This is a genomic window from Microbacterium sp. DT81.1 (assembly GCF_049844955.1).
In the GTDB taxonomy this organism is placed as follows: Bacteria; Actinomycetota; Actinomycetes; order Actinomycetales; family Microbacteriaceae; genus Microbacterium.
This window is the reverse complement of sequence record NZ_JBNCMA010000004.1, coordinates 109,133-124,603: the sequence shown is the minus strand read 5'-3', so window position 1 is coordinate 124,603 and position 15,471 is coordinate 109,133. Positions and strand designations below refer to the sequence as shown.

The window sequence follows — 15,471 nt, the reverse complement described above, 5'->3', positions numbered from 1 at the left end:
TTTCACCGGGCCGTCCCGGGGCGCCATCCGCGCACCAGCAGCAGCACGGCGAGCGCCGTGACGAGCAGCAGCAGGGAGAGCGCCACCGCGGTGCCCTCACCGACGCCGGAGCCGTTGAACGCGGTGTAGATCGCGAGGGGCATCGTCTGCGTCACACCGGGCGCGTTGCCCGCGAACAGAGCCGTCGCACCGAACTCGCCGACCGCGCGGGCGAAGCAGAGCACGACCCCCGCGATCAATCCGGGTGCGGCGAGCGGAAGGGTGACCCGGCGGAGGATCGTCCAGCGACCGGCGCCGAGGGTGGCCGCCACGCGCTCGTATCCGACGCCGGCCGTGCGCAGCGACCCTTCGAGGGCGAGCACAAGGAACGGGAGGGCGACGAACGCCTGCGCCAGCACCACCGCCGTGGTCGTGAACGGGATGCGGAGCCCCCACACGTCCTCCAGCACGGCGCCGAGCGGTCCGCTGCGCCCGAACAGGAAGAGCAGCGCCACGCCTCCGACCATGGGAGGCAGCACCAGCGGCACCGTCACCAGCACCCGCAGCAGCGCCGACACCCGGGGACCGGACCGCGCGATCACGAGCGCCAAGGGCACGCCGAGCACGACGCAGATGCCCGTCGCGATGAGGCCCGTGCGAAGAGAGAGAAGCAGGGCGTCGACCGCGGCCGGGGAGGTGATGTCGGCCCAGAGCGTGCTCCACTCGACCCTCGCGACCAGCGCCCCCAGTGGCACGACCAGCAGGGCGAGACCGAGGATCGCCGGCACGGCGAGCACGGGCGGCAGAAACGCGCGGTCATCTCGCCTCACGGTGCCCCGAAGCCGTAGTCGGCAAGGATCCGCTGCCCCCGCGCCCCGGTCACGAAGGCGACGAAGGCGCGAGCGGCCTCCGGCTCGGCCGACTCGGTGAGGGCGGAGATCGGGTACCGGTTGACGATGTCGGCGGCCCCCTCCGGCGCGATGCTCTCGACGTCTGCGCGATCGATGACATCGGTGCGGTACACGAGCCCGGCGTCCGCGTCGCCGGAAGCCACCTTCGTCAGCACGGCCGTGACGTTCTGCTCCAGGCTGGCGGGCCTGACCGTCACCCCTGCGGCGTCGAGCAGTCTCTGCGACGACGCCCCGCAGGGGACCTCCGGTTCGCACAGCACAACCGTCACTCCCGGATCGGCGAGGTCCGCGAGGCTCGTGACGTCGGCAGGGTTGCCTGCCGGTGTCGCCAGCACGAGAGTGTTGGTCGCGAAGATCTCGCTGGAGCCGTCGAGAAGCGCGTCGACCTTGCCCATGTTCGTCTCGTCGGCCGACGCGAAGACGTCGGCCTGCGCGCCCTCCTGCAGCTGCCTGGCCAACGTGCTCGACCCGTCGTAGACGATGGGGCGGATGTCGATGGCGGCGTTCTCAGACTCGAAAGCCGCCGCCAGCTCATCGAAGGCGGTCGACAGGGACGCGGCCGCGTAGATCGTGAGCTCGCCCCTCAGCGCGCCCCCGCTCGACGGCGAGGCCACCGGCGGCTCGGGGCTCCCGGACGGCGTAGCGCACCCTCCCAGCGCCAGGATCGGCGCGAGGAGCGCCGCCGACAGCGCGAGAGCTGCACGCCGTCTCACGCTCAGCCCTTCGGAGTCTCGACGATGACGTTCGTTGCCTTCACCACGGCAACGGCAAGCGAGCCGACCTCGAGCCCGAGCTCGTCCACGGCCTCGGCGGACATGAGCGAGACGACGCGGTGGGGTCCGGCCTGGATGTCCACCTGCGCCATGACACCGTCGACCTGCACACGTGTCACGAGCCCGACGAAGCGATTGCGTGCGCTCGAGAGCACGTCGGCAGGGTCCGCCGCACCGCGCGCCAGCTCTACGGCACGGGCGGCGAGGGCATCACCGGGCACCTCGGCGGGCGACACTCCAGTGGTCGGCAGCGCCCCCTGCTCGATCCAGCGACGCACCGTGTCGTCGCTCACGCCCAGAAGCCGTGCGGCCTCGACGACCTTGAATGATGGCACACTCCGACCGTATCACCGCAGATGCGGGTCGAGCCCCCGAATTGAGCCGCGCGTGCGGGCTGCGGGCCGATTCGCAGACACCCGCCTCGGCCGCCGCGCGGCTAGCCTGGGAGCATGCCGCTGCCCCCGCTCGTCGAACCGATTCCGGCCCTGAGCCCGGCCGAACGCGCGCGCACCGCACGCCACACGAGCCTTGCCGCCCTCGGCGAGGTCGGGCAGCGGCGCCTCGCCGCCGCACACGTCGCGGTGATCGGCGCCGGCGGCCTCGGCTCCCCCGTCATGCTGGCCCTCGCCGCGGCTGGGGTGGGCACGCTGACCGTGATCGACGACGACGCGGTCGAGGCATCCAATCTTCAGCGCCAGGTGATGCACCGGCTCTCCGACGTCGGGTCGCCCAAGGTGGCGAGCGCCACCCGCGTCGCCGCGGACCTCTCCCCCGAGACGCGCGTCCTGACCCGGGAGGTGCGTCTGAGCGCCGAGAACGCGGCCGACCTCCTCGCCGGCGCCGACCTCGTCATCGACGGAAGCGACACCTTCGACACGCGGGAGGCCGTCGCCGCGGCATGCGAGCAGCTCGGCCTGCCGCTCGTGTGGGGCACCGTGCAGGCCTTCGATGCGCAGGTCACCGTCTTCTGGTCATCGCCGCCCGAGGGCTTCCCTGCCGTGCGCCTGTCGGACCTCTACCCGCACGGAAGCACCGGCGACGTGCCCACGTGCGCGATGGTGGGCGTGCTCGGCGCCCTCTGCATGCAGGTCGGCTCGCTCATGGCGACCGAGGCCATAAAGCTCATCGCCGGCATCGGCGAGCCACTTCTCGGCCGCGTCCTCGTGCTCGACTCGCTCCGGTCACGCCAGAGCGAAGTGCCTCTCCGGCCCGGTCGGACGGCGGCATCCGACCACATAGCGCGACCGACCGCAACGTCGACCGCATCCGCCACCGCCAACCCCGCCACCCCCGCGCCCGTCATCCCGGCACCCGCCACCCCCACCCCCGCCATCCCTGCGGTGGCGTCGATGTCGGCCCGCGAGCTCGCCGAGGCGCTCGCCTCGGCGAGCCCGCCCGCCCTGCTCGACGTGCGTGAAGCCTTCGAGGTCGCCGACGAGCCGATGCCCGGAGCCCACCACGTGCCGCTCGCCACCGTACTGGGCGACCCCTCCGCGATCGCCGGCCCGGTCGTCGTGGTGTGCCAGGCGGGGACCCGCGCCCGCCGTGCGGCAGAGGCGCTGGCCGCCGTGGGAGTGCCCGCCACGGTACTGACCGGCGGGATGAACGCATGGCGCCAGGCGTTCGCGGATCGCACGGCATGACCGGCGACCTCCGCTCGGTGGAGCGCCACCTCGCCGAGATCCTGGCCGCGGTGCAGCCCCTCGCAGGCGAGTCCGTAGCGGTCGGCGGTGCCCGCGGGCGCACCCTGGCGGCGCCGCTGCGTGCGGCCGTGGACATCCCGGTCTTCGACAACTCCGCGATGGACGGCTTCGCCGTGCGCCTCGAGGATGTCGCGACCGCTCGTCCCGACGCGCCCGTGCGCCTGCGCGTCGTCGCCGACCTGCCGGCGGGCACCGACCTCGATCCTCCGTTGCGCACGGGAGAGGCGGCCCGCATCATGACGGGCGCCCCGATCCCCTCGGCGGCCGATGCCATCGTCCCCTTCGAGGAGACGGAAGGCGGGCTGGCGGACTCGCTCGACGTGGTGGCCGTCACCCGCGCGCCTCGGCGCGCCGGCGTCCACATCCGCCGTCGCGCGGAGGATGCCGCCATCGGCGACGAGCTGCTGCCGAAGGGGACTCTCGTGGGCGCGCTGCAGGCGGCTGCCGCCGCGGCGGCGGGGGTCACCCACGTGTCCGTCGCGCAGACGCCGCGAGTCGCCATCGTCTCCACCGGCTCCGAGCTGGTGGCCGCGGGCGGGGCGCTGCTGCGCGGGCAGATCCCCGAGTCGAACTCGGAGCTGCTGATGGGCCTCGCGCTCGAGGCGGGAGCCGGAGTGGTGCTGCGACGGAGCGTTCCCGACGACCCGCACGCGCTGCGCGAGGCGATCGCACACGCCGACGACGTCGGGGCGGATGTCGTGGTCTTCTCGGGCGGCGTCAGCGCCGGCGCCTACGAGGTCGTGAAGGGCACCCTGGGACCAGCCGGTGAGATGACGTTCTTCAGGGTGGCCATGCAGCCCGGCAAGCCGCAGGGCTTCGGCCACGTGCCGGGAGGCGCCCTGCTCTTCGGACTGCCGGGCAACCCGGTCAGCGCCGCGGTGTCGTTCGAGGTGTTCGTGCGACCCGCCCTGCTCGCGCTCCAGGGGCGCGCCGACATCCAGCGCCCGGTGCTCCGCCTCCCGGCCGCCGCCGCGTGGCGCACACCCCCCGGTCGTCGCCAGTACCTGCCGGTCGCACTGGACCGCACCGACCCGTCCGCCTGGACGGTCCGACCGGCCACGTCCGGCGGCTCCGGCTCGCACCTGGCCGGTGGCCTGGGTCGTGCGGAGGCCTACGCGGTGGTCGCCGCGGAGGTCGAAGCGGTCGAGGTCGGCGACCTGGTCGATGTCATGCTGATCTCATGAGCTTCACGCACCTCGATGACGCCGGGAACGCCCGCATGGTCGACGTCACCGACAAACAGCCGACCGTGCGCTCCGCCACCGCGCGGGGGTTCGTGAGGTGCGGGGCGGATGTCGTGGCCGCCCTTCGCGACGGCACCGTGCCGAAGGGCGACGTGCTCGCCGTCGCCCGCATCGCCGGCATCCAGGGCGCGAAGAAGTGCGCCGAACTGCTCCCGCTCGCACACGTCATCGGCGTGCACGGCGCCTCGGTGGACCTCTCCATCGAGGACGAGGGCGTCGCCGTCGAAGCGACGGTCCGCACGGCCGACCGCACGGGCGTGGAGATGGAGGCGCTGACCGCGGTGAGTGTCGCGGCGCTTGCGATCGTCGACATGGTGAAGGGCCTCGACAAGGCCGTCGAGATCGAGAACGTACGGCTGATCGCCAAGGAGGGCGGTCGATCCGGCTCGTGGGTGCGGCCGGGCGTATGAACCGGCCCCTCGGTGCGATCATCGTGGCGGGGGGACGCGCCTCCCGCATGGGCGGTGCGCGCAAGCCCCTCTTGACGGTCGGAGGCACCGGCCTGCTGCGCGGCGCCCTCGATGCCGCGATAGCCGCCGAGTGCTCGCCGATCGTCGTGGCCGGCCCGACACTGCTGGACGACCCAACCGTGCGATGGGTGCGCGAGCAGCCGCCCTTCGGCGGGCCGGTGGCCGGCATCCTGGCGGCACTGCCCGCCGTCGACGGCGCCGAGACCGTGCTCGTGCTCGCCGCCGATCTGCCCCGTGCGCAGGATGCGGTCCCGTACCTGCTCGCCGCAGCGGCCCTCGCTCCGTGGGCCGACGGCCTGTGCCTCGCCGACGACGGCGGTCGTCCCCAGTGGCTGACGGGGCTCTACCGCACCGCGGCACTGCGCGAGGGCGCCGCCCGGATGACGGATGCCGGGGCCGGCGCGTCGATGCGCGAACTGCTCAGCGACCTCGAGATCGGCACCGTCCGAGCGCCGGGAGGCATCGCCGCCGATGTCGACACGTGGCAGGATCTGATCAGGGCGCGGCGCTCGGCCGCTGCCTCCAGCACCCGAGGAGCAGCCATGGCAGAGTCAAACCGCACACAGCCGCCAGAAGCCCTCGACGCGTGGGCCGAGGCGCTCCGCGAGCGGCTCGGCTTCTCGGCCGAGGAGCTGCCGGTCTCCCTGATCCTCGACCTGGCCCGGGACGTGGCGAACGACGTGACCCGTCCGGCTGCGCCGCTCAGCACCTTCGCCGCCGGGCTGGCGGCGGGGCGCCGCGGAGGGTCGGCCGCCGACATCGACGCCGTCGTCGAAGAGGTCTCCCAGCTCGCGGAGACGTGGAACGCGAGGCCGTGATGGCACGAGTCCGCTACTTCGCCGCCGCCGAGGAGGCCGCCGGTCTCGACACCGAGACCCGGTTCGAGGCGAGCCTGGGCGAGCTGCGCGCCGCGCTCGGAGCCGAGCACCCCGACCTCGGCGCGATACTCCCCCGCTGCGCGGTGCTGGTCGACGGGTCCCGCGCGGATGACGACGCCGCTCTCGGGCAGGACTCGCTGGTCGACGTGCTGCCGCCCTTCGCGGGCGGCTGAGCCGTCTCAGCGCAGACGGTGACTCGGGGACGACTCAACCCCCGAGGCCCTTCCACGCGGTCGAGCCGTCGGCCTCGATCTGCCGCTTCCAGACGGGCAGCTCCCGCTTGATCGCCTCGATCACCTCGCGGCACACATCGAAGGCCTCGGCACGGTGCGGCGACGCAACGGCGATCACCACGGCGGCGTCGCCGACGCCCAGCCGCCCGATCCGATGGCTCACCGCGACGAGGGCCGCGGTGTCGCCGATCGCCCTCCCGGCGATCGCCTGGAGCGCCGCCTCCGCATCCGGGTGGGCCGAGTACTCCAGCGCGACGACTTCGCCCGCGGCATCCGGATCGTGATCGCGCACGCGCCCGACGAAGGTCGTCACCGCGCCCGCCGACGCGTCGTCGATGGCGCTCAGGTGGGCGTCGAGGTCGAGCGGGCTCGAACTGATCCTCGCGAGGCGCACGCCGGTCATCCGTGGTCCCCTCCCGCCAGCTGGTCGATCACATGGCGCGCCACCGAGAGCACGATCGGCATGCCGGATGCCACCCCCGCCGGTGACCCGGGCAGGTTCACGATGAGGGCGTGCCCCGTGACCCCGGCGAGGCCCCGCGTGAGCATCCCCGCCGGCTTCTCGGCCGCACCGGCGCGGCGCAGCTCCTCGGCGATCCCCGGGACGGCGCGCTCGAGCACGACAGAGGTGCCTTCGGGCGTCGCGTCGCGCGGCCCGACGCCCGTGCCCCCGGAAGTGATGATGAGCCGCGCGCCTGCCGCGAGCGCCGCCCGCAGCGCCGAGGTCACGCTGTCGGCGCCGTCCGCGACGATCGTGGCGTCGAGGCACGCGAAACCGGCCGTCCGCAGGGCGTCGACCGCCACGGGGCCCGAGGCATCCACCCGCTCACCCCGCGCCGAGCGATCCGAGACGGTGATCACGGCGGCGGTCAGGGGCGTAGCGGACATGCACTCACTTTATGGCGCGCGCCGCTCGAGCCGGATGACGATCGACTTAGACGTCGGAGTGCCGCTGCCCTCGGCGACGGAGTCGAGGGGCACCAGCACGTTCGTCTCGGGATAGTACGCGGCGGCGTTGCCGCGGGGCGTGCGGTACCCGACGATCCGGAACGCCTCGGCTCGCCGCTCTTCTGTGTGCCCGGATGCCGTGGGCCACTCCGACACGAGATCGACGATGTCGCCCTCCGCGAAGCCTCGCTCCTGGATGTCGCGCGGGTGCACGAAGACGACGCGGCGACCGTCGTGGATGCCGCGATACCGGTCGTCCTTGCCGTACACCGTGGTGTTGTACTGGTCGTGCGAGCGGAGCGTCTGCAGCAGCAGCCGGCCGCGCGGGATGCGGGGATACTCCAGCGGGTTGGCCGTGAAGCGCGCCCGGCCGGTCTCCGTCGCGAAGCGCCGCTCATCGCGGGGGCCGTTCGGCAGCGACAGCGTCGCCCCTTTGTCGATTCGACGGTCGTAGTCCTCGAAGCCGGGGATGGTGTCGGCGATGTGCCCACGGATGCGGCCGTAGTCCGCCTCCAGCGCCGTCCAGTCGGCGCGCGGGGTGTCGGGTCGTCCCTCGAACACCAGCGCGCAGAGCCGGGCGAGGATCGCCACCTCGCTGAGCAGGTCCTCGCTCGGTGGGGCGAGTCGCCCACGCGAGGAATGCACGGCGCCCATCGAGTCCTCCACCGAAACGCGCTGTTCCGCGCCGCCGCGGCGGTCGCGGTCCGTGCGTCCGAGAGTCGGGATGATGAGCGCCCGCCGACCCGTCACGACATGCGAACGGTTCAGCTTCGTCGACACCTGGACCGACAACTCTGTGCGGCGAAGCGCCGCTTCGGTGACCGCGGTGTCGGGGGCGGCCATCACGAAGTTGCCGCCCATGCCCATGAACACCCGCACCTTGCCGTCGCGCATCGCGCGGATCGCCTCCACGGTGTCGTACCCGTGCGGGCGCGGTGCGGTGAAGGAGAACTCCCGGTCGAGCGCGGACAGGAACGCCTCGGACGGCTTCTCGTAGATCCCCATCGTGCGGTCGCCCTGCACGTTCGAGTGCCCGCGGACGGGGCAGACGCCGGCGCCCGGCCGGCCGATGTTGCCCTGCAGGAGCAGCACGTTGACGAGGTCGCGCAGCGTCGGAACCGAGTGCTTGTGCTGCGTCAGGCCCATCGCCCAGCAGATGATCGTCGCCTTCGAGTGCCGCACGGTCTCACCGACGGCACGCAGCGTCTTCTCCGGCACGCCGGTCGCGGTCACGAGCTCCCGCCACGGCATGGCCCGCACGGCGTCGGCATACTCGTCGAACCCGTCGGTGTACTCCTCGATGAAGGCCCGATCGAGCACGCCGCCCTCGGCGTCCTCCGCTTCCAGCAGGTGCTTGCCGATCGCCTGGAACAGCGCCTGGTCCCCGCCGAGCCGGATCTGCACATACCGGTCAGCGAGCTTCGTGCCGCCCAGCAGCATCCCCTTCGGCGTCTGCGGATTCTTGAAGCGGGTCAGCCCGGCTTCCGGCAGAGGGTTCACGGCGATGATGGTCGCGCCGTTCGCCTTGGCCTTCTCGAGGGCGCTCAGCATGCGCGGGTGGTTGGTCCCCGGGTTCTGTCCGGCCACGATGAGAAGGTCGGCCTCGTGGATGTCGGTGATCGACACCGTCCCCTTGCCGATGCCGATCGTCGCGCCGAGCGCCACGCCGCTGGATTCGTGGCACATGTTCGAGCAGTCGGGAAGGTTGTTCGTGCCGAGCCCTCGCACCAGCAGCTGATACAGGAAGGCGGCCTCGTTCGAGGTGCGACCGGAGGTGTAGAAGACCGCCTCGTTCGGGTCCTCGAGGTTGCGCAGGGCGTCCGCGATCTCGCGCAGGGCCTCGTGCCACGTGATGGCCCGGTAGTGCGTGGCACCCTCATCCAGGATCATCGGATGCGTGAGCCGCCCCTGCTGTCCCAGCCAGTAGTCGTCGTGCTCGCTCAGGTCCTCGAGCGAGTGCTCGGCGAAGAACTCGGGCGTGATCCGGCGAATCGTCGCCTCCTCGGCGACGGCCTTCGCCCCGTTCTCGCAGAACTCCGCGATGTGCCGCTTGTCCTCCTCCGGCCAGGCGCAGCCGGGGCAGTCGAAGCCGTCCTTCTGGTTCACCTTCAGCAGGGTCTGCGCCGAGCGCAGCACACCCATCTGCTCGATCGAGTACTGCACGGCGTGCATCACGCCGGGGATGCCGACGGCCGACTTCTTGCTGCCGGTGACCCGGACGCGCGCCTCGTCGATGTCTGCTGTGGGAGGCCTCTTCGCCATACCTCCATGCTAAGTCGGGCGCGCCGAGTCAGCGCCGTCCGCTCCCGATGAGCGGAAGCGGTCGCGCCGGAGCGCTCAGCGCCGGCCGATTCCGAACACCCCGCGGATCACGCCGTTCAACAGCGTCTGGGTGGTCTTGGACCCGAGAACCTGCTCGATCGTCGACTTCTGCGGCCGCGATGTCGTGCGACTGGTGCCCGAGGTCTTCTTGAGCAGCCGGTCGTACTCCGCCCGAGCCTTCTTGTCGGCCGCCGCCTCGGCCTTGTCGATGGCGGCCCGCTGCTTCGCGAATTCGGCGTCGGCCTTGGCCTTCTCGAGGTCGGCGCGCTCCGCGTCATCCGCCGCCGCCGCCGCATTCATCCGCACCGTCAGGATCTCCCTGGCCGACTCCCGATCGATCGTCGCACCATAGGTCGCCAGCAGGGGGGATGCCGCGACCGCCGCGTCGATCTGCGCGTCCGGCGTCGGCGACATCAGCCCTTGGGGTGCGCGCAGCCGGGTCCACGCTACGGGCGTCGGGGCGCCCTTCTCGCTCATCACGGTCACGATCGCCTCGCCGGTGCCCAGTTCCTGCAGGGTGCGCTCCAGGTCGTAGCCCGACTTCGGGTAGGTGCCGACCGTGGCTCGGAGCGCCTTCGCGTCATCGGGGGTGAAGGCCCGCAGCGCGTGCTGGATGCGCGAGCCCAGCTGCGCGAGCACGTCCGACGGGACGTCCTTGGGCGTCTGGGTCACGAAGAACACGCCGACGCCCTTCGAGCGGATCAGCCGGACGGTCTGCGTGATCGCGGAGAGGAAGTCCTTGGACGCGTCGCGGAACAGCAGGTGCGCCTCGTCGAAGAAGAACACGAGCTTCGGCTTGTCGACATCCCCCACCTCCGGCAGGAGCTCGAAGAGCTCGGCCAGCAGGTACATCAGGAATGTGGAGAACAGCTCCGGCTTGTCGGCGACGCCCGGGACCTCCAGCAGGCTGATGATCCCGCGGCCATCGGGGGCGGTGCGAAGGAACTCCTTCACGCTGAACTCGGGCTCGCCGAAGAACACGTCCGCACCGCCGTCGGCGAACGTGACCAGCTCCCGCAGGATGACGCCCGCCGTGGCCTTCGACAGGCCGCCGAGTCCGTCGAGCTCTGGCTTGCCGTCCTCGCTCGTGAGGTAGGTGAGCACCGCGCGCAGGTCCGCGAGGTCGACCAGCGGCAGCCCCTCTCGATCGGCGTAGTGGAAGACCAGGCCGAGGCTCGATTCCTGGGTCTGGTTGAGGCCGAGCACCTTGCTGAGCAGCAGCGGTCCGAATCCGGTCACGGTCGCCCGCACCGGGACGCCCTTGCTGGTCCCCGAACCTGCCGAAGGGCCGCCGAGGGCGTAGTACTCGGTGACGGATGCCGCGGGTTTCCAGTCCTGGCCGATCGCCCTCGTGCGCGCCAGCAGCTTCTCGTTCGCCTCACCCGGGGTGGCGACTCCCGAGAGGTCGCCCTTGATGTCCGCGGCGAAGACAGGCACGCCGTGGGCGGCGAGCTGCTCGGCGAGGCCCTGGAGAGTTCGGGTCTTGCCCGTTCCCGTGGCCCCGGCGACGAGGCCGTGGCGGTTCATCATCGCGAGGGGGATGCGGATCTGCGCCTCGGCGACCGGCTCACCGTTCTGCAGCGCACCGAGGTCGAGTGTCGCCGCCTCGAACGTGTAGCCCCGCACGATGGCGGCGATCTGCTCGGCGTCGAGCGGGCCGACTTCTCGCGCTGGCGGGACTTCTGGCGCAGCCGGCGCTTCAGTCGGGGCGGGCGCTTCGGGGGTGGGCGCTTCATGCGTGGGCGCTTCGGTCGTGGCGGGCGCTTCGGACCTGACGGGCGCCTCGCTGGAGGACGCCGCACCGGCGGCCGCCTTCAGCGCCGCCGCCTCGGCCGCCGCGAGCGCGGCCCTTGCCCGAGCCGCCTTCACCTCGGCCTCGGCGGCCTCGGATTCGGCCCGAAGACGGGCCAACTCGGCTTCGGCTGCAGCGACCGCGGGATCGGTGACGTCGGCTCCTGGGTCGCTCATGGGCTCAGCTTAGCGACGGCGGTGCAACCGCCTCCTCGATCCGCTTGCGACCCCATTCCCGCTCGAGCACGCGCGCGAACGCCGCGGCGACCAGCAGTGTCGCGGCCGCTCCCACGAGCGCGCCTCCGACCGTGTCGCTCAGCCAGTGCGCCCCCAGGTAGGTGCGGGAGAAGGCCATGAGCAGCGTCCAGACCGCTCCTGCGATAGCGACCCACACGCGGGGAAACAGGACCCACATCGCGACGGCGACGGTCGCGGCGTTCGCCACATGCCCCGACGGGAATGAGCCGAAGTCCGAGATGACGATGATGTCCTCGGGCCTTGCGCGCCCGAACAGGTGCTTCATCACCTGTACGGCACCTGCTCCCGCTATCTCGGCGCAGATGAAGAACAGCGCGGCCCACGGTCTTCGGGCTATCAGGAATGCGCCCGCAACGGCGATGGGTATTGCGAAGACACCGAACCAGCCGGCGCCGGCGAAGTTCATCGCGTACGAGACCGCGAGGAGCACATCGCCGCGCGCCGCAGCGAGAGTGGTCATCCACCAGACGTCGACCGCGAACGGCCCGTTCCCACGGAAGAAGAAGATGAAAGCCCCGAGCGCCAGGCTCGCGGCGAGCAGGCCGAACCCCCACCACAGCAGCACGTGGACACGCGGGAACGGGCGAATCGTCACCTGATGTTCGTCCATTGGTCAATTGTGCCCTGCGCCGAGGGGTACCCGGGGAGCCTGGCCGCGGGACAATGAGCCATGGTAAGAGTGGTGGACGTCGCCCGGGCGGTTCTCGCACCGCTGACGCGCACCCGGGTCTTCCGACGATGGGGGCCCATCGTGCTGCCGTCGGTCGAGCGATTCGTCACTCGCCTCACCGGTGGCCGTGTGCAGTTGAGCGGGCTCGTCGTGCCGTCGCTGGTGCTGCACACCACCGGAGCCCGCTCCGGCGAACCGCGTGATGCGCCTCTCATGTACACGCCGGACGGACAGGGGCGGGCTATCGTCGCCGGCACGAACTTCGCGGGCGAGCGGCATCCGGCGTGGACGACCAACCTGCTGGCGCACCCCGACGCGGCCATCACCGTGCGAGCACGACGGATGCGTGTTCACGCGTCGCTCATTGCCGACACGGAACGCGACGCCGTCTGGGCGCGCATCGAGCGGCAGTGGCCCGGATACCGCGGGTACGAGCGCGACTCCGGACGCACGGTGCGGCTGTTCCGGCTGCAGCCGATCGCGGACGACGCGCCGTAGGGGCGCAGCATCGCCGCGCCCCTACGGCCGCGGCATCGCCAGTTGTTCAGGCCGCAGCATCGCCGGCTGCCTACGGCCGCAGCATGGCCACGGTGCGCGGGCGCACCACCAACCACAGACCGAGAGCGCCGATCACCGCGCTGCCCGCCATCACCGAAGCCATCGTGGTGGCGGTGATCCCGGCGTCGTGCGCGATCAGTCCGACCAGCGGAGACACCAGCCCGGCGACGCCGAAGTTCACGGCACCGAGGATGGATGCCGCGGTACCCGCCGCCTTGCCGTGCCGATCGAGGGCCAGCACCTGCACGCAGGGGAACGTGAAGCCGCACGCCGTCATGAAGAAGAAGAGCGGGATGATCGCGCCCCACAGGCCCAGCCCGAGCTGGTCGGCGACGATGAGGACGGTGGATGAGAGGACCAGCACGGAGGTGGAGTACGCCAGCACCCACTGCGGCCCGAAGCGCGCGGCGAGCCGCGACGCGCTCTGCACTCCCAGCACGACGCCGAGCGAGTTCACCGCGAACAGCAGGCCGTACTGCTGCGGATCGAATCCGTAGGTCTCCTGGAAGAGGAACGAGGAGGCCGAGAGGTACGAGAAGAGACCGCTGAAGGTCATGGAGCCGACGATCAGCACGCCGAGGAAGACACGGTCGCTGAGCACGCTCTTGTAGCGCTGCAGCACCGTGGTGCTCCCCCGCTCCTGCCGGCGCGCCTTCGGAAGCGTTTCGGGCACGAAGATGAGCGCGCAGACCAGCATGACGGCGCCGTAGATGGAGAGCACGACGAAGATGCCTCGCCAGGGCATGACGGTGAGCAGGGCCGATCCGATGAGAGGCGCGGCGACCGGCGCGACACCCGTAACGAGCGCGAGGCGCGAGAGCATCACGACGAGGCGCCGGCCGCCGAAGAGGTCCCGCACGATCGCCATGGCGACGACGCCACCGGCCGCGGCCCCCATGCCCATGCCGACGCGGGCCGCCATCAGCAGGTCGAGGGTCGGCGCCAGGGCGGCGGCGACACTTGCCGCGACGTGCAGCGCCGTGGCCGCAAGCAGCGGGACGCGGCGGCCGACCTTGTCGCTCAGCGGACCGACGATCAGCTGGCCGAGCGCGAAGCCGATCATCGTGCCCGTGAGGGTCAGCTGGATCGCGCCGGCAGTCGTCTGGAAGTCCCTCTCGAGCACCGGGAAGGCCGGCAGGTAGAGATCGATCGTGAACGGGCCGAGGGCCGTGAGGGCGCCCAGCAGCACGATGTAGAGCACCCGGCGGCGGTTGGGGATGGCATCGCCCGGGTGCAGCATGATCGGCGCGGTGGCCGGGTTCGCCCCGAGCACGCGGATGGCACCGGTGGCGGTGGAGGCCTTGGGCGTCGGCGAAACAGGCTTCTCGTTCTGGACGGGGACACTGGCGGTGGCGGTCACGAAGCCCTTTCGGCGCGGGGAGGGAAGGAAGCGGGGAGCTGTCTCGGAGGAACACGGGGCTCGACCACCGGCGAACAGCGGACGTCGAATCGATTCGACGAATACCAATGATACCGGAGCGTTCGAGCGGAGAACGACACGGCGACGCGATCAGCAACCGTTTTCCGGTTGTGCCGCCGCCGTATCACCGCGCGAGCCGCGCGAGATCAGCGCGCCAGCCGCGACAGGCCCTCTTCGAGGTCGGCGATGAGATCGCGGGCATCCTCGATGCCCACCGAGAGTCGCACGACCTTCTCGGGCACGGCGAGCTCGGTCCCTCGGACGGAGGCGTGGGTCATCTCGGCGGGGTAGCCGATGAGCGACTCGACGCCACCGAGCGACTCGGCGAGCTGGAACAGCACCGTCGACTCAGCGAACGCCCGGGCGGCGCCGGGGCCGGCGGCGAGCGCCAGCGAGACCATCCCTCCGAACCCGGTCATCTGCCGTGCGGCGATCTCGTGCCCCGGGTGCGTGTCGAGGCCCGGGTAGTAGACGGCATCGAACTCCGAACGGCCGGCGGCCCACTCTGCCACCGCCTGCGCGTTCTCGCTATGGCGCTGCATCCGCAGGGCAAGCGTCTTGATCCCACGAGTGGTGAGCCACGCGTCGAAGGGGCCGGACACGGCCCCCGCGGCGAACTGATGGAAGGCCACCGCGTCACGGATCGCCTCGTCGTTTACGACGATGGCGCCCCCGAGGACGTCGGAGTGGCCGCCGAGGTACTTGGTGGTCGAGTGCACCACCACATCGGCGCCGAGGGCGAGCGGCTGCTGCAGCGCCGGCGACGCGAACGTGTTGTCCACCACGGCGATGGCACCGGCCTCGTGTGCGAGGGCGTCGAGCGCGGCGATGTCGGTGATCTTGAGCAGCGGGTTGCTGGGCGTCTCGACCCAGAGCACCTTGGTCTTTCCCGGTCGGAGGGCCTGGCGCACGGCATCCGCATCGCTCATCTCGACCGTGGTGGTCTCGATGCCCCAGGGGCCGAAGATCCTGGTCAGCAGGCGGTACGTGCCGCCATACGCGTCGTTGCCGAGCACGACATGATCGCCGGGCTTCAGGATGGCGCGCAGCAGCGCGTCCTCCGCGGCGAGGCCCGAGGCGAAGGACAGGGCGTGGGCACCGCCCTCGAGCGAGGCGATCTGCTCCTCCAGCGCGGTGCGGGTCGGGTTGCCCGATCGCGCGTATTCGTACCCTCCCCGCAACCCTCCGATGCCGTCCTGCACGAAGGTCGAGGTCTGGAAGATCGGGGGGATGATGGCCCCGGTCGTCGGGTCGAAACGCTGTCCCGCATGGATGGCGCGGGTGTTGAAATGCTGCTCGCTCATGGTTTCCGA

The 15,471-nt window shown here is 71.5% G+C and carries 16 protein-coding genes; 6 read left to right on the top strand and 10 right to left on the bottom strand.

Annotation, left to right across the window (positions count from 1 at the left end; genetic code table 11):
• Window positions 1-2 precede the first annotated feature (2 nt).
• The 3 genes from ACLQ2Q_RS12055 to ACLQ2Q_RS12045 are packed head-to-tail and all read right to left on the bottom strand — an operon-like array spanning window position 3 to window position 1,998.
• Entirely contained in the window at window positions 3-809 is an 807-nt protein-coding gene (locus ACLQ2Q_RS12055) for an ABC transporter permease (RefSeq protein ID WP_425820705.1), read from the bottom strand.
• Window positions 806-1,603 carry a molybdate ABC transporter substrate-binding protein gene (modA, locus tag ACLQ2Q_RS12050; RefSeq protein ID WP_425820704.1) on the bottom strand — a complete coding sequence of 266 codons (798 nt, stop codon included), beginning with the start codon at window positions 1,601-1,603 and terminating at the stop codon, window positions 806-808. Before modA ends, ACLQ2Q_RS12055 begins: the two co-directional genes overlap by 4 nt.
• Before the next feature lie 2 nt (window positions 1,604-1,605).
• The gene (locus ACLQ2Q_RS12045) at window positions 1,606-1,998 is read right to left on the bottom strand and encodes a TOBE domain-containing protein (protein WP_425820703.1); all 393 of its coding nucleotides are present in this window, start codon (window positions 1,996-1,998) and stop codon (window positions 1,606-1,608) included.
• 114 nt (window positions 1,999-2,112) lie between these two features.
• Here ACLQ2Q_RS12045 and ACLQ2Q_RS12040 point away from each other — a divergent pair, with 114 nt between their 5' ends.
• Genes ACLQ2Q_RS12040 through ACLQ2Q_RS12020 form a run of 5 tightly spaced genes read left to right on the top strand, consistent with a single transcriptional unit; the run spans window position 2,113 to window position 6,131 of the window.
• Window positions 2,113-3,306 (top strand): ThiF family adenylyltransferase, encoded by a 1,194-nt coding sequence (locus tag ACLQ2Q_RS12040; protein ID WP_425820702.1) that lies wholly within the window; start codon window positions 2,113-2,115, stop codon window positions 3,304-3,306.
• The gene (gene glp, locus ACLQ2Q_RS12035) at window positions 3,303-4,550 is read left to right on the top strand and encodes a gephyrin-like molybdotransferase Glp (RefSeq protein ID WP_425820701.1); all 1,248 of its coding nucleotides are present in this window, start codon (window positions 3,303-3,305) and stop codon (window positions 4,548-4,550) included. Before ACLQ2Q_RS12040 ends, glp begins: the two co-directional genes overlap by 4 nt.
• Window positions 4,547-5,020, top strand: a complete 474-nt coding sequence (gene moaC / locus ACLQ2Q_RS12030; protein ID WP_425820700.1) for a cyclic pyranopterin monophosphate synthase MoaC — start codon at window positions 4,547-4,549, stop codon at window positions 5,018-5,020. The genes glp and moaC overlap by 4 nt, the downstream gene beginning before the upstream one ends.
• Window positions 5,017-5,898: an NTP transferase domain-containing protein gene (locus tag ACLQ2Q_RS12025; protein ID WP_425820699.1), complete on the top strand. Its 882-nt coding sequence runs from the start codon at window positions 5,017-5,019 to the stop codon at window positions 5,896-5,898. The genes moaC and ACLQ2Q_RS12025 overlap by 4 nt, the downstream gene beginning before the upstream one ends.
• On the top strand, window positions 5,898-6,131 hold the full coding sequence (locus ACLQ2Q_RS12020) for a MoaD/ThiS family protein (protein WP_425820698.1): 234 nt from the start codon (window positions 5,898-5,900) through the stop codon (window positions 6,129-6,131). Before ACLQ2Q_RS12025 ends, ACLQ2Q_RS12020 begins: the two co-directional genes overlap by 1 nt.
• Window positions 6,132-6,165: 34 nt before the next feature.
• Here the strand turns inward: ACLQ2Q_RS12020 and ACLQ2Q_RS12015 are convergent, their stop codons facing one another.
• The 5 genes from ACLQ2Q_RS12015 to ACLQ2Q_RS11995 all read right to left on the bottom strand — a co-directional run bounded on the left by ACLQ2Q_RS12015 (window position 6,166) and on the right by ACLQ2Q_RS11995 (window position 12,120).
• Window positions 6,166-6,594: a molybdenum cofactor biosynthesis protein MoaE gene (locus ACLQ2Q_RS12015; protein WP_425820697.1), complete on the bottom strand. Its 429-nt coding sequence runs from the start codon at window positions 6,592-6,594 to the stop codon at window positions 6,166-6,168.
• Window positions 6,591-7,079 (bottom strand): MogA/MoaB family molybdenum cofactor biosynthesis protein, encoded by a 489-nt coding sequence (locus ACLQ2Q_RS12010; protein WP_425820696.1) that lies wholly within the window; start codon window positions 7,077-7,079, stop codon window positions 6,591-6,593. The genes ACLQ2Q_RS12015 and ACLQ2Q_RS12010 overlap by 4 nt, the downstream gene beginning before the upstream one ends.
• A 9-nt stretch (window positions 7,080-7,088) precedes the next feature.
• Window positions 7,089-9,401 (bottom strand): FdhF/YdeP family oxidoreductase, encoded by a 2,313-nt coding sequence (locus ACLQ2Q_RS12005; RefSeq protein WP_425820695.1) that lies wholly within the window; start codon window positions 9,399-9,401, stop codon window positions 7,089-7,091.
• Window positions 9,402-9,476: 75 nt separating this feature from the next.
• The gene (locus tag ACLQ2Q_RS12000; protein WP_425820694.1) at window positions 9,477-11,429 is read right to left on the bottom strand and encodes a helicase HerA-like domain-containing protein; all 1,953 of its coding nucleotides are present in this window, start codon (window positions 11,427-11,429) and stop codon (window positions 9,477-9,479) included.
• Between the two features lie 4 nt (window positions 11,430-11,433).
• Entirely contained in the window at window positions 11,434-12,120 is a 687-nt protein-coding gene (locus ACLQ2Q_RS11995) for a phosphatase PAP2 family protein (RefSeq protein WP_425820693.1), read from the bottom strand.
• A gap of 60 nt (window positions 12,121-12,180) precedes the next feature.
• On the opposite strand from ACLQ2Q_RS11995, the gene ACLQ2Q_RS11990 reads away from it, so the two are divergent.
• The gene (locus ACLQ2Q_RS11990; protein ID WP_425820692.1) at window positions 12,181-12,678 is read left to right on the top strand and encodes a nitroreductase family deazaflavin-dependent oxidoreductase; all 498 of its coding nucleotides are present in this window, start codon (window positions 12,181-12,183) and stop codon (window positions 12,676-12,678) included.
• Between the two features lie 70 nt (window positions 12,679-12,748).
• Here the strand turns inward: ACLQ2Q_RS11990 and ACLQ2Q_RS11985 are convergent, their stop codons facing one another.
• Both ACLQ2Q_RS11985 and ACLQ2Q_RS11980 read right to left on the bottom strand, forming a co-directional pair.
• Complete coding sequence (locus ACLQ2Q_RS11985) at window positions 12,749-14,098, bottom strand: multidrug effflux MFS transporter (protein WP_425820691.1); 1,350 nt, start codon at window positions 14,096-14,098, stop codon at window positions 12,749-12,751.
• 206 nt (window positions 14,099-14,304) lie between these two features.
• Window positions 14,305-15,462, bottom strand: coding sequence for a cystathionine gamma-synthase (locus ACLQ2Q_RS11980; RefSeq protein WP_425820690.1), 1,158 nt, complete (start codon window positions 15,460-15,462; stop codon window positions 14,305-14,307).
• Window positions 15,463-15,471 lie beyond the last annotated feature (9 nt).